This window comes from Pasteurella dagmatis, assembly GCF_900186835.1.
Classification (GTDB): domain Bacteria; phylum Pseudomonadota; class Gammaproteobacteria; order Enterobacterales; family Pasteurellaceae; genus Pasteurella; species Pasteurella dagmatis.
The window spans coordinates 1,075,862-1,095,510 of the sequence record NZ_LT906448.1 but is presented as its reverse complement, the minus strand read 5'-3'; the positions used below and the strand labels follow the sequence as shown (position 1 = coordinate 1,095,510).

Genomic DNA, 19,649 nt, shown 5'->3' with positions numbered 1-19,649 from the left:
TCTTATATTCATTTATTTTCTTTTCTTTCTTGAATATTTTTTAAAATAAATTTTATTAAATCGATTCAAGTTTTATTTTTTTAAACCAAAATTAATTTTGAGATCTAGCTCTCAGAATTAAAATTTCCAGATATATATACGATTTGAAATAAATTACACTGCAATTATTTAGGATATGAAATTAATTATTGATTTTTTAAGGATAAAGTAGTTTATGCATTTAAGTCTTTTAACGAGGGTCTCTCTATTTCTTTTTTTCTCAAATTTTGTCTATGCAAACGCAAATAATCTTCCGCTTGACTCAAAACGATTGGAACAGTTAGATGCACAGCAGCAACAACGTCAACAAGCATTAGAAGCACAGCAATCCGCTCAATTATCGGCAAAATCTGACGTATTATTTGATAAACCGCCTGTACCAACCATCACATTACCTGTTAATGAACAACCTTGTTTTCCGATTAATAAAATTCAAGTTGTTGAACATCATGCCTCCGAATTACCTGTACAAGACCTTGTGACACAGTTTTCCGCATTTTCTTCAGTTGATTTTTCATATCGATTAGCAAAACAGCTTGAAACATCTCAGCAAAAGAAAAGTCAATTTGAATGGGCTTATCAACAAGCTGCAAGTGAACTAGGTTTAACTCTGCCACATTGTTTAGGTAATGAAGGCATCAATGTACTGATGAAAAAAATGCAAAATGCCATCATTGAAAAAGGTTATGTCACAACACGTGCTGTTGTTGGTGAACAAGATCTCACTTCTGGTGAATTAGTGTTAACTGCTATTCCAGGAACATTACGTCATACGATGATTGAAGATAAAAGTGCGGTCGATAAATTTACAAAATTAACAGCTTGGGCTGGCATTGTGCCACAGCAAGGTGATTTATTAAATGTGCGTGATATTGAACAATCTTTAGAAAATCTTAAACGTGTACCAACCGCCGATGCGACAATCAATATTGTGCCTGCTGAAGGCGATGCTCAGTTAGGGGAAAGTGACTTATTTGTACAATATGCACAACGTTTTCCATTTCGTTTAACTCTTGGGTTAGATGACTCGGGCTCGACGTCAACGGGGCGTTGGCAAGGTTCTGCAACCTTATCTTTAGACAATACCTTTACAGCGAATGACTTGTTTTATACTAGCTTTACACACAGTCTCAAACGACCTCATTGGGCAGGCGAAGATGATAAAGGGCGTCGCCAAAGCCACAATTTGAGTTTTTATTACTCCGCTCCTTGGCGTTATTGGCAACTTTCTGCTAGCCATTCTAAAAATGAATATTATCAAGAGGTTGCAGGCGCTTTTGGATCTACCGTTCTCTATTCAGGGGAAAGTGAAAATAGTCGATTGACTTTATCTCGTTTAGTTTTTCGTAATAGCCAACATAAAACGTCACTTTCCGCTTCACTATGGGCGAGAAAATCCCACAACTTTATTAATCAGGACGAAGTTGAAATCCAACGTAAACGTACAGGTGGTTGGGAATTAGGAGTAGAACATAAAGCCTATTTAGGTAATGCAACAGTAGAAATTGGTGCAAACTATAAAAGAGGTACAGGACTAAACCATTCATTACCTTCACCTGATGAAAAGCTTAATGAAGGCACATCTCGAATGAAAATCATCAGTGTGAATATCAGTGTAACTAAGCCTTTTGATTTATTTACACAGCACTTTATTTTAAATACCACTTGGAATGCACAATGGAACAAAACACCACTAGTGGCACAAGATCGTTTTAGTATCGGTGGACGTTATACCGTGCGAGGCACAGATGGGGAACTTTCACTTTCTGCAGAGCGTGGTTGGGTATGGCGTAATGAGTTGGGTTGGCTACTTGTTGATAGAGGGCAGCAAATTTATGTGACACTTGATAAAGGGAAAGTCAGTGGCCCTTCAACACAACATCTATTAGGTACAACGCTGATTGGCACGAGTTTAGGTATTAAAGGTAGCTGGAAATGGTTTAGCTATGATTTCTTTGTCGGTAAACCTCTTTATGTACCTGAAGGTTTTCGTACTGCTAATACAGTGTTAGGTTTTAATTTAAGCGCCAGTTTTTAAATCATTGGAAAAGTCACAAAGTACGGTCAATTTTTGATGAGTTTTTAGGAAAGAATAAAGGAATTTTTTATGAATAAATATTGTTATCGTGTCATTTTCAGTAAAAGTCAGCAACGTTTTGTGGTTGTTTCTGAATTAGCGAAAAAAGAAGGCAAGGCAAAAGCAGAGGTTATGTCGTTAGATACAACATCACAAATTACTGAAAAATGGACCGCACTTTTCTCAAATATGGCACATTGTTCTTTAAAACCACTTTCTTTTGCACTTTGCTGTGCTTGGGGATTTGTGACCTTTATTCCACAGGTGCAAGCACAAAATGAACAGCTCATTATTAAAGCAGATCCTACGGCGACAGCAAACCAACGCCCACAAGTAATAGAAACCGCAAATGGCATACCACAGGTCAATATTCAAACGCCAAATCAGCAAGGAATGTCTTATAACCGTTATGCTCAATTTGATGTGGACAAAAAAGGGGCGATTTTAAATAACAGCCGACAACATACGCAAACTCAGTTAGGCGGTTGGGTTCAAGCTAACCCTTATTTAGTTGGGGGAGAAGCAAAAGTCATTGTTAATGAAGTTAACTCAAACAAACCAAGTCAATTAAAAGGTTATGTTGAAGTTGCCGGGCAAAAGGCAGATGTCATTATTGCAAACCCGAGTGGCTTGCATTGTGAAGGATGTGGCGTGATCAACGCAAATAGAGCAACCTTAACGACGGGTAAGCCACAATTTAAAAATGGGCATTTAGATCGCTTTGTCGTAGAAAAAGGTAAAGTGACAGTGACTGGCAAAGGTATGGACAATAGCCAAAGTGATTATACCGATATTATTGCTCGCGAAGCACAAATTAATGCAGGCGTATGGTCAAAAAAAGCAGTGAATGTTACGACAGGGCAAAATAAAGTCAGTAAAAATAATGATGCAGTTCAAATCATTAACAGTAAATCTCTAAAAAATCAAAAAGCAGAAAATGAAGTGGAATACGCCCTAGATGTGTCTAATTTAGGTGGAATGTACGCTGAAAAAATTCACTTAATTGGCACAGAAGAGGGATTAGGTGTTCGTAATGCTGGGAATATTGGTGCTTCGGCAGGCGACGTTGTGATTGATGTGAATGGAAAAGTGCTAAATACCAACCAAATTCAGGCACAACAGCAGCTTAAAATTAAAAGCAAAGAACAAATTGAAAATACAAGCTCAGGGAAATTAATTGCACAGCAAGGAAACCTAGAGTTACATACTGAAAAATCACTAACTCAATCAGGTATTATTGGAGCTGGACAACAGCTTACAACGAAAGTTGGTGGCGGCTTAATTCAGAATAAAGATGGTCAGTTACAAGGTGCCGATGTACATATCGACGCGAAAGGAAAAGTGACTAACCGAGGTTTAATTAATAGCCGAACAGACAAACCAAACGATATTGCCAGCACAGTCATTAAGGCAAAACATATTGAAAATATCGGCACAGGTCGTATTTATGGTGACAAAGTAGCATTGGGTGCAGAGCAGTTGCATAACCACGATGAGAAAACTGATAGTGTGGTGAGCCCGATTATTGCAGCACGTCAGCGTCTTGATATTGGTGTAAAACATATTATTAATGAAAATCATCATTATTCAGGGGATGTGAAAGGGGCTACTGCAATTTATAGTGGTGATAGTTTGTATATTGGTGGTTCTTTAAATGAACAATATGATGCGATTGAACAAGCTACTCGCTTAGATAACAATAGTGCGTTGATTGAGAGCCAAGGCAATATGAAATTAAATATTGCAAACATCAATAATACAAATCGTTTTTTTGAAACTGAATTACGTTTAATTTCTGAAACAGAGATTGATTGGCATTATATTTTCCCCGCAGGTGTTTCAGAGCATGATTTGCGCTTAGATATGAATTTAGTGTATTGGCATGAACGCAGTAGGGGGCGTAATGGTTATATTGCAAAAGGCGTGCCAAATGAAATACATAAACCTAAAAATGGTGATGTTCAATCTAATTATCTACCTGAAGTTAATCAATGTTTGGCAGGTGAAGGAGCCAATTGTGATTTAATCGCAGATTCTTATTATTTCCCAACAGATCCTGCTTGGGAACATTTTGCAATAAAGCCAAATATCAGAGATAACCTCTCAGATTTATTAAATACAGCCAAAATCCCTGTGGAACCACGTGCACCTATTGAGCCGAATAAGCCAGATAATGCGAATGAGCAGCAATTAAAAGATTACGAAAAACGCCTTGCGGATTATCAAAAGAAAAAATCTATTTACGATGCTGAGTATCAAGCATACTTACAAGACAAAGTATATTTTGATGAAAAAGTAAAACCAGCCTATTGGCAATGGGTAAAAGATAACGAAACTGCATTTGCTGAGCTACAAAAACATGTCCTACAACATAATCAGCATCGAGCAAGTCAAGCTGGGCAACGCTATGAGGCTTATTGGAAAACAGATGTTAAGCGTCGAATTGTTAAAGAAGATGTTGTTAAAAAAACACAAGCTGGAGAAATTCTATCTGGTGGTTCTTTAGTGATTAATACAGATAAATTACTGAATGATAAAAGTAGAGTCATTTCAGGAGAAAATTTGTTCTTCCAGCAAGGAAAAATAGAAAATGTTAATTCTGAAGGGAGACAAATTACTGAGACTTATGGTGATAGACATTATAGTTTTTTAAGAAAGCGTAAAAGTAAAACTGGTAGTGGGCGTAACAAATATCGCCGGGAGCATAATCAATGGCATTCGGGGCTTTTGACTCAACAAAATAAGCCAATTACTTTACCTGTCGCAAATGTGTTTGATAATTACGCATTCGACAGTGAAAGTTTAGCCTTGAAAAGTACAGGAGAAAATATTCCTTTACCGAGTTCTCGATTATATAAAATTAATCCTGAAGCAGAGAGTCACGTACTAGTAGAAACTGATCCCGCTTTTGCTGATCGTAAGAAGTGGCTGAGTGGAGATTATATGTTTAATATACTTCGTTCAGAGCATAATGCTGTACATAAACGTTTAGGGGATGGTTATTATGAACAGCGGCTGATCCGAGATCAAATTAATCAGCTTACAGGGCGTCAGTTTTTAGGCAATTATCAAGATATGGAGCAGCAATATAAAGCTTTGATGGATAGTGGAATTTTGTTTGCGCAAAAATTTAATCTCCGCCCTGGAATTAGTTTAAGTGAAGCACAAATTAAACAACTAACAACTGATATTGTTTGGTTTGAACCACAAATAGTCATTTTACCTGATGGTAGTCAACAGCGTGTTTTAGTACCAACAGTTTATACTGTTCCACATAAGAATGATGTCAATTCAGTAGGAACATTAATAGCATCCAAAAATATTTCTCTAAATACACAGCTGCTTCAAAATACTGGTGCAATTGTGGCTGAAAAGCAACTAGATATACATGCTAATAACCTTGCGAACCAAGGAAAACTTGATGCTCAACAAGTCATCATTAATGCAGATCGTCTCAGCAATTTAGGTGGTGAAATTAGTGCACAAGACACGTTGAAATTGAATGTAAAACAGGATTTGTTACATCAAAGCCAGACTTATACTACACATATTAACGCTGAAAACTATAAGCGTGATGAAACTCATCTAGCTCGTCAAGCATCTATCTATGTAAAAGGACAACAGGGTAATTTATCCATTACAGCTGATAATTTGACAGTACAAGGTGCCAATATTATTAATACAGGTGTAGGGAACACTAGTATTCATGCAAAAAATCAATTTAATTTGACCGCACTTGAAACGGTTGTTGATGAAAAAATGGGTGCTGGAGATAATTATCGTAATGAACGGGTGCAAGATATAGTGATCAGCCGTGTGAGTGGTGGTGGAGATGTACGTTTACAATCGAGCAACTTAAGAGCAGAAGCGGCTCAATTAGAGGCTGAGCAAAAGCTTATTGCAATAGCTGAAAATGATTTGCTACTCAATTCTGCAAGTAAACAATTAGATTATAGTGAATATCATCATATGAAGAGCGGTTCTTTTTTGAGTAAAACGAAAAACACTCGCTATGATGAAATCAAAGAGAAAACCTATCAAGGCACAGATATTCAGGCTCAGAATGTTATTTTACAAGCTGGGAAACGTTTAAGTGCAGAAGCACTGTCTGTCGAAGCAGAGCAAGATATCAAGTTGCATGCGAAAGAAATTGAATTAAATACAGCCAAAAATCAACGTAATGAAATTCATTGGCAAGAAACTAAAAAATCAGGTTTGGGAGGCAGTTTAAAAGGTGGTGTAGCCTCTTTTGGATATCAACGTAGTAAAGCTGGTAGTGAAACTAAGAAGTTAGATGAAAATGTTGTTACCACGGAATTATCTGCTAAAGGTAATATCAATGTGCTTGCTGACGAAATGCTTTTACTTTCTGCAACTGATTTAAAATCAGCAGGAGATATCTCTTTGAAAGGTAATGATGTAAAACTCATTGCAGTTAGCGAAAAACATCAACAACACAATTCACAATATGCAAAATCAAGTGGTTTTTCCGTCGGGTTTACATATTCTCCTTTATGGGCTTCAGTAAAAGCGGCACAAGATCAGATTAATTCGCAAGGCGGGTTAAAAAATCAGAGTGCAATAGGAAAAGTGATGACTATCGCAGATACTGGTTACGAAGTCATTGAACGCCTTTCTAAACCTATCGTAATGAGTATGGGAACTAGTTCAAATTCATTGAAACAAACGCATTTCATTGATAAATCTGTAACGGGAAGTATTGTTGCTGGAAATAATTTAAATATTCAAGCAACTAAAAAAGATATAGGAATTGAAGGTGCTCAAGTGCAGGCTGAAGGGGATTTTATTGTATCAGCAAAAGGGAGTATTTTATTAGAAGCAGTAAAATCAAGTAATGAGTCGAGTGCAGATAGAAAACAAAAAGGAATTAGTTTTGATACATCAAAGTCATTATTAAAAAACTTAGGTGTCTACCGTAATAAAGAAAATGAAAATGCAAACCGTGAAGATTTCCAACAAACGGTCATTTCAGTTGGTGGAAATAGTATTCTAAAAGCTGGGGAGGATATTCGTTCATCAGGTGTAGATATAGTATCAGATGGTAATATTACTCTATTCGCAAACAATAATATTGAATTAGGGACAACTCAAAGTAAAAATGCTTATCAGGCTAAGTCAAAAGGTGTTGGTTTTGGAAGTGCAAAAATCTCTGATACGGAATCATTCACTGGGGTTTATCTAGACAAGTCTCGACAAAATGCGAATCAAACGTTACATAAGGGTTCTGTTATAGGTTCCAATAAAGGCAATGTGAATATTTATGCTGGAAAAGATTATGTCCAAGATAGCAGTGCTGTGATGGCAAATAATGGTGAGCTGAATATTGTAGCAAAAGGGAATGTCATAAGCAGAACAAAAGATAATGTAAGTTTAGCAAGTGGCAAAACCAGTAATACTAAAGTGGGTGGATTTGCTAAAGTTTCTTCGCCATTGTTAGATGTCGCGAATCTTGTTCAAGAAGCCAAATCAACTGTAGAAGATGATAAAGCTGAAAGTCGATTAAAAGTATTAAAAGGTGCAATGCTTGGGTTACAAGGTTATTCTGCTTATCAATCTATTATGTCTGGTGCTTTGTTGCGAGCAGAGGCCGGTGTTGGATTTAAACATGGTCAATCAAGTTATGAACAACGTGCATTACAAAGCCAAGGGAATCTATTAAATGCTTCAAAAGGTATTTCTATTAATACGGAGTTGGGGAAAATTGATTTATCTCATATTGAGATGACAACCAAAGATCAAACAGGGAAAATATTGCCTGACAGCTATGTGTTATTGAAATCTAAACAAGGTATATATTTGGATTCTGGAAGAGAAGAAGCGAGCAGTAAAAGTAAACAGTCTAATTTTGGTGCACAAGTGGGGGTAGGCGTACAAGTCGGTGCAGGAACAGGTGCCTATGCGTATGTTGAAGCAGGTTATCAAAGAGGGAAACAAGCTCAACATGATCACCAAAAATATCATTCTCATGTGGTGACGAATCATTTTAAAGCACAAACTGATGGGGATATGAGCTTAAAAGGTGCAAGTGTTCATGCGAATAAGATTGATGCAGATATAAAAGGAAATTTAGAGATTATCAGTCAACAGGACCATCATACAAGCTCATCAAGTCAAACAGGTGCGAACATTCGAGCTCAGATTTCATTTGGCACAGCTTGGGGGGCTGGCTCATTTAGTCAACAAAAAGGACAGAGTGAAATGGCACAAGTGACAGAACAGTCTGGCTTTTTCGCAGGCGATCGAGGCTATAATATTTCAGCGGATAAAGTCAATTTAGTGGGCGGAGCAATAGTTTCTAAAGCGGATAAGTCAAAAAATAGTTTATCAGCACAAGATTTTTCTTTTACAGATATTCGCAATTACTCTCATGCGAAAGCGAGCGGTCTCGCATTGATGGGGGGATTTTCTGTCAATCGGGATCAAACTTCAGCCGAAGATAAACACCTAAATGCGAAGTATCGAGCTGAAAAAGAAGCAAAAGGCGAAACCTTTAAAGCCGCCAATCCAAATCAACAAAATGTGAGTGCATTGAAGTTTGGTTTAAATGCCAATGATGTTCACAGTAACGATTTCTATGCGGCAAGTAAGTTGCTGTTAGTCAATGCATTAGGGAATGCAAAAGCCTCGGAAAATCATCATGCGGTCACCCATTCAGTTATCAGTGAAGGTAAATTTAATATTTCCAGCACATCGGGTCAGCAACAGATCGAGGCAATCACAAAAAGTACGCAGGCAGAAAATCAGCAAGTCAAGACAGCCGATAAGGACAAATTGATGAAAGATGTGGAAATAAAAACAGAGGTGAATAAGTTTTTACTTTCACAAGCAGCAGGATTCACGGATGAGGAATATCATAAAATGTTTATTTCAGAACATAGAATGATGGGCTTTGTTACGGATGAAAACGGGAATCCAGTGAAGGATCCTGAGCGACTAGAAAAATTAGAAAAACTAGGTAGGGAAGAGGCAATAAAGAAAGGCATAACGGATCAAGCTGAAATTAAACAATATGTAAGAGATTATTATGATAAGGAACTCGGCAAAGGCTACAATATTTATCAACTTTATGAGCTGTCAGACCAAGAACGCCAGCACATAAAACCGGTGACTTATACCGATCCAAACACAGGTAAACAAGAAACAAAATATTTTGTTGCCTTTAATGGCATTTTAAATGATATTCAAGCCGCTGCAAAATTTGCGAGACAAAACTATATCGCAGGAAGAGATGCCCAAACGGGTACCCTTTCCACGCCATTATATGAAAATGTTTATTTTGTTCATCATCCTAAAGCCAATAATATTGTGTCTGAACTGTTAATTGCAGGATATCAGAAATGGACGGTTTCAGCGGATAATTCGGTGAAACAGGCGATAGATATTTTGAAAGATAAAGGCAATAGTCAGCAAGGGTTATATTTAGGTTCTCACAGCCGAGGTACCCTCACCATCAGCAATGCCTTACAAACGCTCTATCCAGATAAACAGAACGCAGGGCTATTAGCCAACACAACCTTAAAAATGGTCGGTCCCGCAGCGAATGTGAGCAAAGCAGATAATATTTTGAATTATTTACAAGGAAAAGGGGAGGATAGAATGTCGAAAGAAGGGGCGATTCTAATTGAGAATAGTCAGCATGATACCGTGGGGAGTTCGCTTTTTATTGGGAATAATCCTTATACGATCAACACAAACTTGAAAAATAAAGGATCTGGAGTGCTTTTATGGGATATTGCTTTTGGTGAAAGCTCTTCTCATAATTGTTATGGCTTGGGGCAAAAGCAATGTGGGGAAGATGGCTATAGGGATGAAAAAGATAATCGTATCATGCAGCCTGAAAAAACAATTTTTGAATTCAACCAAGATGTGAGTAAACCATAAGGAGGATATATGAAAAAATACAGTATAATCAGTTTGTTATGTATAACCAGTATATTACTGATGGGCTGCTCTTTTGGTAAGGGATTCCAACCCCCAGCCCGCTATTTTAAATGGCGTGCACCAGATTATCCTCACCTTAAGAAATACCCCGAAGAAGAGCAATTTTATCGATGGGTTGAACAAAGAGAGCAGGATATGCTGGCTTGTGGGATGGATCTCTTTGATGGAGAGTCTAATTCTCCAAAAGTCAACCTTTGTTTAGAGAGAAAAGGCTGGTATTTGAAAGAAGGACCTTACTGTGAGAATGAATTGGAATGGGATAAACCGCTTTGTGTGGAATGGCGGAAAAAGCATAGCAAACCCGATGCTAAACCTTGGTCACCAAAGCGGGAATAGTGCTGTTTTCTGACTTATTGAGGGATATCGGCAAAAGTGCGGTCAATTTTGAAAAAGTTTTGCTTTGAGAAATTGACCGTTTTTGTATCGTAGATATGATGTGAGCAATTGATATCCTGTTTCTGTTAACTGGCGTGTGGTTTGATTAAAGCACTCGTCAAAGACGAGCGCTAGCTTGGGGGAAGGATCCTGAGCGACTAGAAAAATTAGAAAAACTAGGTAGGGAAGAGGCAATAAAGAAAGGCATAACGGATCAAGCTGAAATTAAACAATATGTAAGAGATTATTATGATAAGGAACTCGGCAAAGGCTACAATATTTATCAACTTTATGAGCTGTCAGACCAAGAACGCCAGCACATAAAACCGGTGACTTATACCGATCCAAACACAGGTAAACAAGAAACAAAATATTTTGTTGCCTTTAATGGCATTTTAAATGATATTCAAGCCGCCGCAAAATTTGCCACACAAAACTATATCGCAGGCAGAGATGCCCAAACGGGGACTCTTTCCACGCCATTATATGAAAATGTTTATTTTGTTCATCACCCCAAAGCCAATAATATTGTGTCTGAACTGTTAATCGCAGGCTATCAGAAATGGACGGCTTCAGAGGATAATTCGGTGAAACAGGCGATAGATATTTTGAAAGATAAAGGCAATAGTCAGCAAGGGTTATATTTAGGTTCTCACAGCCGAGGTACCCTCACCATCAGCAATGCCTTACAAACGCTCTATCCAGATAAACAGAACGTAGGGTTATTAGCCAACACAACCTTAAAAATGGTCGGTCCCGCAGCGAATGTGAGCAAAGCAGATAATATTTTGAATTATTTACAAGGAAAAGGGGAGGATAGAATGTCGAAAGAAGGGGCGATTCTGATTGAGAATAGTCAGCATGATACCGTGGGGAGTTCGCTTTTTATTGGGAATAATCCTTATACGATAAACCTAAATACGTTAAAGAAAAATAAATACACTTTATTGAAGGATATTGTGAGTAATAGTTCATTATCATCACATAATTGCTATGGTTTAGGACAAAAACAATGTGAATTTGATGGTTATAGAACGAATAAAGATAATAGAATTATGCAACCAGAAAAAACGATTTTTGAGCTAAACAACGAGACACAAAGGATAGAGCATGAAAATTAAATATTGGATTATTTTTGGGGCAGCAATGTCATTAACACAATGTATTGATGTTGCGAGTTTTCAGCCACCACCCCGCTATTTTAAATGGCGGGCACCAGATTATCCTCATCTTAATAAATACCCTGAAGAAGAACGGTTTTATCAATGGTTCGAGCAAAAAGAAAAGGATATGCGAGCTTGTGGGATGGATCCCTTTGATGGTGAATCCAATTATCCAGAAGTCAACCTTTGTTTAGAGAGAAAAGGCTGGTATTTGAAGGATGGACCTTACTGTGAAAATGAATTGGAATGGGATAAACCACTTTGTGTAGAATGGCGGAAAAAGCATAGCAAACCCGATGCCAAGCCTTGGTCACCAAAGCGGGAATAGTGCTGTTTTCTGACTTATTGAGGGATATCGGCAAAAGTGCGGTTAATTTTGAAAACGTTTTGCTTTGAGAAATTGGCTGTTTTTGTATCATGGAGATGATGTGGACAACTGATATCCTGTGTGTGTTCACTGGTGTGTGGTTTGATTAAAGCACTCGTCAAAGACGAGCGCTAGCGGTGAAAATATAGGTAATTCATCGGCTAAAAAGTCACTTTATGATCCAAAACAAATTCGTCATAAAATAGAGAAAGGTTTTGAGAAAGAGGTTGTGAAGTCGACAACAGTCGTGATGAAACCCCGTTCTACAGTGACAAACAGAGTATTAAATACAGGAGAAGCGGTATCAGTCATTGAATCGGAAGGAGGTAAAGCGGTTAAGATTTATGCGAAACCGGATCAGTTTGGACATCGTCAGGAAATCGCCAATATTCCTTATGATAAAAGGGGATTGCCTATATTTGATGATGTATCGAAGTTTACGACAAAAATTGAGAAACCTAAAAATTATCAAGAGACGAATAGTGAATCTAGAAGAATTGCAGAGATGAAAAGTGCAACTTTTGCACTAAAACAAGCAATAGAGAGAGGAGAGGTGAATAAAAATCAATTTACAGATCAACAGTTAAAAGAAATTTATTCAGGAAAAGCTCAGATCAATAAATATACATGGCATCATAATGGGCAAAGTAGTCCGAATAATATGCAACTAATACCAAAAAGTATTCATGATGCGGTCCAACATATAGGTGAAGGTGCTTTAAGTGAAGGAAGATAGTATGCAATTTAAAAATATAGAAATATTATATGATGATGGTGTAATTGAAAGATCAGTTATTACTGATGTAGAAAATATATTTAATATTAATTTTCCTAAAACATATATTGAATTGATGTTAAATCATAATAATATATCATTAAAGAATAATTGCTTTGTATATCATGATTTGTATCGTGATGAAGAAGTAATAAGCGAAATTGCTTTTGATGGTTTTTCCACGAAAAGTTATGAGTCATCACAAGATATTTTAAGACAATATATTTATGACAATACAGAGTATGGTTATAAGCATGTATATTCTTTTGGTAGTACGGGCGAGGGACATTTTATTTGTTTTGATTATCGTGATGATCCAAAAGGTGATGAGCCTAAGATATGTATAGTGATTCATGATGAATATGATGAAAAAACAGGGAAAATGCGACTGTTTCCTGTAGCAGAGAATTTTGAAGCGTTTTTAGATAGTTTGAAATCATTTGATGAATTGATGGAGAAGTATTCGTAATGTCTTTCATTGCTCTCTAATAGAGACGGATATGCGATCTTAACGGATGCGAGAGTTCCTTTGATATCGAGGGGCTTTATTTATCAACCCTAAAGTGCGGTCAATTTCAAAAAGTTTTGCTTTGAGAAATTGACCGTTTTTGTATCGTGGATATGATGTGAGTAATTGATATCCTGTTTGTGTTAACTGGCGTGTGGTTTGATTAAAGCACTCGTCAAAGACGAGCGCTAGCTTGGGGCAGGAGAAGGCAGATGAAGCAACTCGGCAAGCGATAGAACGATTTGCGAAAGAACATCCTGAATTGGTCGAGGGTTTAAGAAATACAGGAGATGTTGCATTATTTTTAGCAGACTTTACGCCAATAGTTGGAGATATAAAATCCTTTGCTGAAGCAGAGGATGGGATTGATTATGCTTTAGCCTTTATTAGTATTGTACCTGGCACGGAAGCTGTGACAAAGCCTTTAAAAAAGGCTAAGTCCGCACTACAAAAAGCGAAGGAAGCGGAGCGATTAGGTAATAGTGCAGAGGCATTGAAGTATCAACGTGAGGTAGCGAAGCAATTAGATTATGTACAAGATAATGCGAATCTTGGGCGGAATCGTAGTGGTTTTAATTTTTTATTAAATGAAAATATCAATAGTAAAATTAAATCAATTAATCCACCTAAACTGATTTTTGATAAAAGTAAGTATGATTATTTATTTGGAAATGTTAGATTTGATATTCATAACTCATCACGTGCTTTTCAAAATAAGCAGCAATTATCTAGTATTGGTATTTATAATGATCAAAGAGGTAGAAATATAATAGAAAAAACATTGGAAAAAATGTTATCTGATAAAGTATATGTTAAAGAGTCTTTTTCTAAAAATATTAATGGAAAACATCAAAATTTTGAGATTAGAGAAAGTATTATAATAGGTAGTGGGGGGAATAAGAAAAATAGAAGTGACTTTTGAAGTCATGAATGATGGTTCACGAAGATTTATAACTACAATTTTGAAAGGAGGAAATTAAAAATGTATGTATATGATATACCCAATTGCAATGAGTTTATTTCAATGTATGGTTGTGATTGTGAAATTGAAGAGTTTATTCAAACTTGTTTTTTTTTATAATAAAGATAAAACTATAAAGTTAAATTTAAGCTTTGATAGAAGCATAAATTCTTTGCGTATTATTATTTATCATGGAAATAAGATATGTTTTGACTTATATAAAGAAAATTTAAAAAGTATTTTATTAGATGAGAATGGTAATTTTATATCATTTTTTTTAGAATGCATGCAAATTGAGTTGTCAATTTATCCAGAATTTTCTGTTTTTATTAGATGATGTTTAAGGGAGTGGATATTAAAAATCCTGTTAATCTTTCATTACCTAGGTTGGTTAGACCTGCAAATAGCGATGGAGGTGTTTTAAATGACAAAGCTTTTTGAAAAAATTTCCCTGCTGTTTTTAACATTCTTACAATTTGGGTGTAGCGGTGTTCTAAATCCTTCTAATGATTGTTTCTTAGATTGGAATATGAATTGTATAGATAAAGAAAAACAGACATTATCGAAAGCTGGATATGTATATACCTATCCAGGTAATAGTGAAGATGCAAAAATTATTTTTAATAGATGTATGCTAGAAAATAAAAATAACGCTTCAACTAAAGAGGAATGTCTTTTAAGAAATGGTTTTAAAAAACTTTAATATTTATTTTAATGATGCTTTACTTTAAATCATATTCATGTGCATAAAGCAGATACTATTGGTAATAAATGGAATCTAGGTTTAATGGGCTTTAATGAAAGCACAGGTGGTGCTTGTTGGATGTGTTATTCGTATAGTCGTTATTATGCAGAGATACCAAATGAATTCATTATTAAAAATGGAATTAAAGAGCGTAATTTGCAATATGATGAATTTACCGAAAAATGGGGACTCCAATAAAAGGGAATAATCCTTCTATACCCATTCTTGTTAAACCGAATATTTCTAATAATAAGGAGATGCTTGATGAAAGCCCATATTATTTTAATCATTATTCTATTCTGTTTATATGGATGTTATATAGGTGAAAATGATAATGGTGTTCCATATATAGGAATAGATTGGAATAGTAATAAATTGGATCAAAGATTATCTTATAAACGAGCAAATATATGCTGGCAGAGAGAAAGAAAAATAGCAGTCTTAAAGCGAGGGAATACACTCTCCGATTCTATAGATAGTGATATTTGGCATAAATGTCTCCATTCTAAAGGAAAATACTCATTTGTAACTGATGAAAATTATCAATAAGTTATGTATTTTATGGCTATTTAAAATACAAAAGGAATAAATGGTGTGTATAATCTATCGGCTCCGCGATTAGTGAATTCTATAAATACAAACAAATAGGATCGTTATGATAAAAATACATTCTAATATCGTTCTGATGATATTAATTTTTCTCATTACGGGTTGCTATCCTTGTAAATTTTTGGATCGGAATTTTAATCAAAGTGTCGCGGATACGAAAAGGTATAAAACATCTCTTATTTGTGAAAAAGAGCAACAAAAAGTTGCAAAAGAAATATTGAAGGGAAAATACACAGAAGATATAGATATTTACATTATAGATAAGTGCATTATTTCTGATGGGGAATATAAAATTATTTCAGATTCTAAATTTAAATAATAAATAGTTTTTTCATGATGGATAAATAGGAAAAGTGCGGTCAATTTTGAAAAAGTTTTGCTTTGAGAAATTGACCGTTTTTTGTATAAAATCAGCACAAACATAAATGCATTATGCAGCCAGAAAAAACGATTTTTGAGCTAAACAACGAGACACGAAGGATAGAGCATGAAAATTAAATATTGGATTATTTTTGGGGCAGCAATGTCATTAACACAATGTATTGATGTTGCGAGTTTTCAGCCACCACCCCGCTATTTTAAATGGCGGGCACCAGATTATCCGCACATTAAAGATCCAGATCCCGATACAGAGTTCTATAAAAAGATTGTTCATAGAGGTAAAGAAATGCGAGCTTGTGGGATGGATCCCTTTGATGGTGAATCCAATTATCCAGAAGTCAACCTTTGTTTAGAGAGAAAAGGCTGGTATTTGAAGGATGGTCCTTACTGTGAGAATGAATTGGAATGGGATAAACCGCTTTGTGTGGAATGGCGTAAAAAACACAGCAAACCCGATGCTAAACCTTGGTCACCAAAGCGGGAATAGTGCTGTTTTCTAACTTATTGAGGGGTATCGGCAAAAGTGCGGTCAATTTCAAAAAAGTTTTGCTTTTAGAAATTGACCGTTTTTGTATCATGGAGATGATGTGGACAACTGATATCCTGTGTGTGTTCACTGGTGTGTGGTTTGATTAAAGCACTCGTCAAAGACGAGCGCTAGCGGTGTGCTTTTATGGGATATTGCTTTTGGTGAAAGCTCTTCTCATAATTGTTATGGTTTGGGACAAAAACAATGTGGAAAAGATGGCTATAGGGATGAAAAAGATAATCGTATCATGCAGCCTGAAAAAACAATTTTTGAATTCAACCAAGATGTGAGTAAACCATAAGGAGGATATATGAAAAAACACAGCATAATCAGTTTGTTATGTATAACCAGTATATTATTACTAGGCTGTTCTTTTGGTAAGGGATTCCAACCCCCAGCCCGCTATTTTAAATGGCGTGCACCAGATTATCCGCACATTAAAGATCCAGATCCCGATACAGAGTTCTATAAAAAGATTGTTCATAGAGGTAAAGAAATGCGAGCTTGTGGGATGGATCCCTTTGATGGTGAATCCAATTATCCAGAAGTCAACCTTTGTTTAGAGAGAAAAGGCTGGTATTTAGAAGAAGGACCTTACTGTGAAAATGAATTGGAATGGGATAAACACACTTTGTGTGGAATGGCGGAAAAAGCACAGCAAACCCGATGCTAAACCTTGGTCACCAAAGCGGGAATAGTGCTGTTTTCTAACTTATTGAGGGGTATCGGCAAAAGTGCGGTCAATTTCAAAAAAGTTTTGCTTTTAGAAATTGACCGTTTTTGTATCATGGAGATGATGTGGACAACTGATATCCTGTGTGTGTTCACTGGTGTGTGGTTTGATTAAAGCACTCGTCAAAGACGAGCGCTAGCGGTGTGCTTTTATGGGATATTGCTTTTGGTGAAAGCTCTTCTCATAATTGTTATGGTTTGGGACAAAAACAATGTGGAAAAGATGGCTATAGGGATGAAAAAGATAATCGTATCATGCAGCCTGAAAAAACAATTTTTGAATTCAACCAAGATGTGAGTAAACCATAAGGAGGATATATGAAAAAACACAGCATAATCAGTTTGTTATGTATAACCAGTATATTATTACTAGGCTGTTCTTTTGGTAAGGGATTCCAACCCCCAGCCCGCTATTTTAAATGGCGTGCACCAGATTATCCGCACATTAAAGATCCAGATCCCGATACAGAGTTCTATAAAAAGATTGTTCATAGAGGTAAAGAAATGCGAGCTTGTGGGATGGATCCCTTTGTAGGTGAGTCCAATTATCCAGAAGTCAACCTTTGTTTAGAGAGAAAAGGCTGGTATTTAGAAGAAGGACCTTACTGTGAAAATGAATTGGAATGGGATAAACCACTTTGTGTGGAATGGCGTAAAAAACACAGCAAACCCGATGCTAAACCTTGGTCACCAAAGCGGGAATAGTGCTGTTTTCTGACTTATTGAGGGATATCGGCAAAAGTGCGGTCAATTTTGAAAACGTTTTGCTTTGAGAAATTGGCTGTTTTTGTATCATGGAGATGATGTGGACAACTGATATCCTGTGTGTGTTCACTGGTGTGTGGTTTGATTAAAGCACTCGTCAAAGACGAGCGCTAGCGGTGTGCTTTTATGGGATATTGCTTTTGGTGAAAGCTCTTCTCATAATTGTTATGGTTTGGGACAAAAACAATGTGGAAAAGATGGCTATAGGGATGAAAAAGATAATCGTATCATGCAGCCTGAAAAAACAATTTTTGAATTCAACCAAGATGTGAGTAAACCATAAGGAGGATATATGAAAAAACACAGCATAATCAGTTTGTTATGTATAACCAGTATATTATTACTAGGCTGTTCTTTTGGTAAGGGATTCCAGCCCCCACCCCGCTATTTTAAATGGCGGGCACCAGATTATCCTCATCTTAATAAATACCCTGAAGAAGAACGGTTTTATCAATGGTTCGAGCAAAAAGAAAAGGATATGCGAGCTTGTGGGATGGATCCCTTTGTAGGTGAGTCCAATTATCCAGAAGTCAACCTTTGTTTAGAGAGAAAAGGCTGGTATTTGAAGGATGGTCCTTACTGTGAGAATGAATTGGAATGGGATAAACCGCTTTGTGTGGAATGGCGGAAAAAGCATAGCAAACCCGATGCTAAACCTTGGTCACCAAAGCGGGAATAGTGCTGTTTTCTGACTTATTGAGGGATATCGGCAAAAGTGCGGTTAATTTTGAAAACGTTTTGCTTTGAGAAATTGGCTGTTTTTGTATCATGGAGATGATGTGGACAACTGATATCCTGTGTGTGTTCACTGGTGTGTGGTTTGATTAAAGCACTCGTCAAAGACGAGCGCTAGATTGGGGGTAGAGTCATTACCCAAGAGCAAATTTCATCTAAAGAGATGTATTTAGCCATTCCATACGGAACTTCCAAAGAGAAAATGACAGCAATTAAGAAATCTATTGATTATGCGAATTCACGAGGTATTAAAATACTTGTTAAGGAGATTAAGTAATGTTAAAAAAATTTATCTTTATTGAAAAAACCAGTAAGTATATTTCGATAAGTAGCTATTGGGTTGGAAGAATAAACCTTTTAAATACACAGCAAACATTGATATATTTAAACCCTAACGTTATGTCTAGCGATTTTGGTAAGGCTATAAAAGAGAAATTAAATGAAAGCGATTTAATTTCAGAAGATTTATTTATGTTTCATTTTAATGATAATGAAGGACTCTCGTCATTTAATAAAAATGAAGAAAAAAAAGTAATGTCGGTTTATGGATACAAAAGTGCAAAGGCTATTTGTAAAGATGCATTATTTGTAACAGTTTTAGTTATAAATAATAGTATTGTTATTCGCTCAACTCATCAAGATGGATTAGGCACATTTGGTACTGCTCGAGATCGCTATGGTAAAGCAATTGAATTTACATATCCAATTGATTTATCCGATGAAGAACTAGGGAAAGCGGTGATGGATGCATTTGAATATTCTACGAGTATTTATAAGAAAAAATAAGAAATTGAATATATCTCTATTGAGAAGATTTTATACTTACAGAAAGGAGTAAATTAAGAGTAAAGAGATGTATTTAGCAATACCTCACTCAATAACTAAACCGTAATGGGAAGCGATAAATAAGTCAATTAGATACGAAG

General features: G+C 36.2%; 21 protein-coding genes. All 21 read left to right on the top strand.

What is annotated here, in order from left to right:
* Nucleotides 1–214 precede the first annotated feature (214 nt).
* The 21 genes from CKV78_RS04940 (at nucleotide 215) to CKV78_RS04860 (ending at nucleotide 19,509) form a co-directional block, all read left to right on the top strand.
* Nucleotides 215–2,077 (top strand): ShlB/FhaC/HecB family hemolysin secretion/activation protein, encoded by a 1,863-nt coding sequence (locus tag CKV78_RS04940; RefSeq protein WP_005762526.1) that lies wholly within the window; start codon nucleotides 215–217, stop codon nucleotides 2,075–2,077.
* Nucleotides 2,078–2,146: 69 nt separating this feature from the next.
* Nucleotides 2,147–10,018, top strand: a complete 7,872-nt coding sequence (locus tag CKV78_RS04935; protein WP_095075290.1) for a two-partner secretion domain-containing protein — start codon at nucleotides 2,147–2,149, stop codon at nucleotides 10,016–10,018.
* A 9-nt stretch (nucleotides 10,019–10,027) separates the two neighbouring features.
* Entirely contained in the window at nucleotides 10,028–10,414 is a 387-nt protein-coding gene (locus CKV78_RS04930; RefSeq protein WP_032855191.1) for a hypothetical protein, read from the top strand.
* 368 nt (nucleotides 10,415–10,782) lie between these two features.
* Nucleotides 10,783–11,574 carry a hypothetical protein gene (locus CKV78_RS04925; RefSeq protein WP_095075289.1) on the top strand — a complete coding sequence of 264 codons (792 nt, stop codon included), beginning with the start codon at nucleotides 10,783–10,785 and terminating at the stop codon, nucleotides 11,572–11,574.
* Entirely contained in the window at nucleotides 11,564–11,944 is a 381-nt protein-coding gene (locus CKV78_RS10620; RefSeq protein WP_231964012.1) for a hypothetical protein, read from the top strand. Before CKV78_RS04925 ends, CKV78_RS10620 begins: the two co-directional genes overlap by 11 nt.
* A gap of 268 nt (nucleotides 11,945–12,212) precedes the next feature.
* Nucleotides 12,213–12,719: an HNH endonuclease gene (locus CKV78_RS04915; protein WP_005762518.1), complete on the top strand. Its 507-nt coding sequence runs from the start codon at nucleotides 12,213–12,215 to the stop codon at nucleotides 12,717–12,719.
* Between the two features lies 1 nt (nucleotide 12,720).
* A complete protein-coding gene (locus tag CKV78_RS04910) occupies nucleotides 12,721–13,227 on the top strand; it encodes an SMI1/KNR4 family protein (RefSeq protein ID WP_032855189.1) in 507 nt (168 codons plus the stop codon).
* A 232-nt stretch (nucleotides 13,228–13,459) separates the two neighbouring features.
* Nucleotides 13,460–14,188, top strand: a complete 729-nt coding sequence (locus CKV78_RS04905; RefSeq protein WP_005762513.1) for a hypothetical protein — start codon at nucleotides 13,460–13,462, stop codon at nucleotides 14,186–14,188.
* A gap of 463 nt (nucleotides 14,189–14,651) precedes the next feature.
* Nucleotides 14,652–14,930, top strand: coding sequence for a hypothetical protein (locus CKV78_RS04895; RefSeq protein ID WP_005762509.1), 279 nt, complete (start codon nucleotides 14,652–14,654; stop codon nucleotides 14,928–14,930).
* Between the two features lie 39 nt (nucleotides 14,931–14,969).
* Nucleotides 14,970–15,170, top strand: a complete 201-nt coding sequence (locus CKV78_RS10615; protein ID WP_005762507.1) for a hypothetical protein — start codon at nucleotides 14,970–14,972, stop codon at nucleotides 15,168–15,170.
* 66 nt (nucleotides 15,171–15,236) lie between these two features.
* Nucleotides 15,237–15,521 carry a hypothetical protein gene (locus CKV78_RS10540; protein ID WP_005762505.1) on the top strand — a complete coding sequence of 95 codons (285 nt, stop codon included), beginning with the start codon at nucleotides 15,237–15,239 and terminating at the stop codon, nucleotides 15,519–15,521.
* A 106-nt stretch (nucleotides 15,522–15,627) separates the two neighbouring features.
* Nucleotides 15,628–15,900: a hypothetical protein gene (locus CKV78_RS04885; RefSeq protein ID WP_005762504.1), complete on the top strand. Its 273-nt coding sequence runs from the start codon at nucleotides 15,628–15,630 to the stop codon at nucleotides 15,898–15,900.
* 168 nt (nucleotides 15,901–16,068) lie between these two features.
* On the top strand, nucleotides 16,069–16,449 hold the full coding sequence (locus tag CKV78_RS04880) for a hypothetical protein (protein ID WP_231964011.1): 381 nt from the start codon (nucleotides 16,069–16,071) through the stop codon (nucleotides 16,447–16,449).
* Nucleotides 16,450–16,627: 178 nt separating this feature from the next.
* Nucleotides 16,628–16,792: a hypothetical protein gene (locus tag CKV78_RS10505; RefSeq protein WP_157738384.1), complete on the top strand. Its 165-nt coding sequence runs from the start codon at nucleotides 16,628–16,630 to the stop codon at nucleotides 16,790–16,792.
* Nucleotides 16,793–16,801: 9 nt separating this feature from the next.
* Nucleotides 16,802–17,164, top strand: a complete 363-nt coding sequence (locus CKV78_RS04875) for a hypothetical protein (RefSeq protein ID WP_231964010.1) — start codon at nucleotides 16,802–16,804, stop codon at nucleotides 17,162–17,164.
* 203 nt (nucleotides 17,165–17,367) lie between these two features.
* A complete protein-coding gene (locus tag CKV78_RS10500) occupies nucleotides 17,368–17,532 on the top strand; it encodes a hypothetical protein (RefSeq protein WP_157738384.1) in 165 nt (54 codons plus the stop codon).
* Nucleotides 17,533–17,541: 9 nt separating this feature from the next.
* Nucleotides 17,542–17,928, top strand: coding sequence for a hypothetical protein (locus CKV78_RS04870; protein WP_095075288.1), 387 nt, complete (start codon nucleotides 17,542–17,544; stop codon nucleotides 17,926–17,928).
* Nucleotides 17,929–18,106: 178 nt separating this feature from the next.
* Nucleotides 18,107–18,271, top strand: coding sequence for a hypothetical protein (locus CKV78_RS10495; RefSeq protein WP_157738384.1), 165 nt, complete (start codon nucleotides 18,107–18,109; stop codon nucleotides 18,269–18,271).
* A gap of 9 nt (nucleotides 18,272–18,280) precedes the next feature.
* The gene (locus CKV78_RS04865) at nucleotides 18,281–18,667 is read left to right on the top strand and encodes a hypothetical protein (RefSeq protein ID WP_095075287.1); all 387 of its coding nucleotides are present in this window, start codon (nucleotides 18,281–18,283) and stop codon (nucleotides 18,665–18,667) included.
* 174 nt (nucleotides 18,668–18,841) lie between these two features.
* Entirely contained in the window at nucleotides 18,842–19,000 is a 159-nt protein-coding gene (locus tag CKV78_RS10705; protein ID WP_331715695.1) for an endonuclease toxin domain-containing protein, read from the top strand.
* The gene (locus tag CKV78_RS04860; protein ID WP_005762498.1) at nucleotides 19,000–19,509 is read left to right on the top strand and encodes a contact-dependent growth inhibition system immunity protein; all 510 of its coding nucleotides are present in this window, start codon (nucleotides 19,000–19,002) and stop codon (nucleotides 19,507–19,509) included. Before CKV78_RS10705 ends, CKV78_RS04860 begins: the two co-directional genes overlap by 1 nt.
* Nucleotides 19,510–19,649 lie beyond the last annotated feature (140 nt).

Excerpts from the sequence above, each read along its gene's own strand:
- CKV78_RS04875 (WP_231964010.1), top strand. The coding sequence starts at position 16,802 with ATGAAAAAACACAGCATAATCAGTTTGTTATGTATAACCAGTATATTA.
- CKV78_RS04935 (WP_095075290.1), top strand. The coding sequence starts at position 2,147 with ATGAATAAATATTGTTATCGTGTCATTTTCAGTAAAAGTCAGCAACGT.
- CKV78_RS04930 (WP_032855191.1), top strand. The coding sequence starts at position 10,028 with ATGAAAAAATACAGTATAATCAGTTTGTTATGTATAACCAGTATATTA.
- CKV78_RS04895 (WP_005762509.1), top strand. The coding sequence starts at position 14,652 with ATGACAAAGCTTTTTGAAAAAATTTCCCTGCTGTTTTTAACATTCTTA.
- CKV78_RS04940 (WP_005762526.1), top strand. The coding sequence starts at position 215 with ATGCATTTAAGTCTTTTAACGAGGGTCTCTCTATTTCTTTTTTTCTCA.
- CKV78_RS04885 (WP_005762504.1), top strand. The coding sequence starts at position 15,628 with ATGATAAAAATACATTCTAATATCGTTCTGATGATATTAATTTTTCTC.
- CKV78_RS04870 (WP_095075288.1), top strand. The coding sequence starts at position 17,542 with ATGAAAAAACACAGCATAATCAGTTTGTTATGTATAACCAGTATATTA.
- CKV78_RS10620 (WP_231964012.1), top strand. The coding sequence starts at position 11,564 with ATGAAAATTAAATATTGGATTATTTTTGGGGCAGCAATGTCATTAACA.
- CKV78_RS10540 (WP_005762505.1), top strand. The coding sequence starts at position 15,237 with ATGAAAGCCCATATTATTTTAATCATTATTCTATTCTGTTTATATGGA.
- CKV78_RS04860 (WP_005762498.1), top strand. The coding sequence starts at position 19,000 with ATGTTAAAAAAATTTATCTTTATTGAAAAAACCAGTAAGTATATTTCG.
- CKV78_RS04865 (WP_095075287.1), top strand. The coding sequence starts at position 18,281 with ATGAAAAAACACAGCATAATCAGTTTGTTATGTATAACCAGTATATTA.
- CKV78_RS04910 (WP_032855189.1), top strand. The coding sequence starts at position 12,721 with ATGCAATTTAAAAATATAGAAATATTATATGATGATGGTGTAATTGAA.
- CKV78_RS04880 (WP_231964011.1), top strand. The coding sequence starts at position 16,069 with ATGAAAATTAAATATTGGATTATTTTTGGGGCAGCAATGTCATTAACA.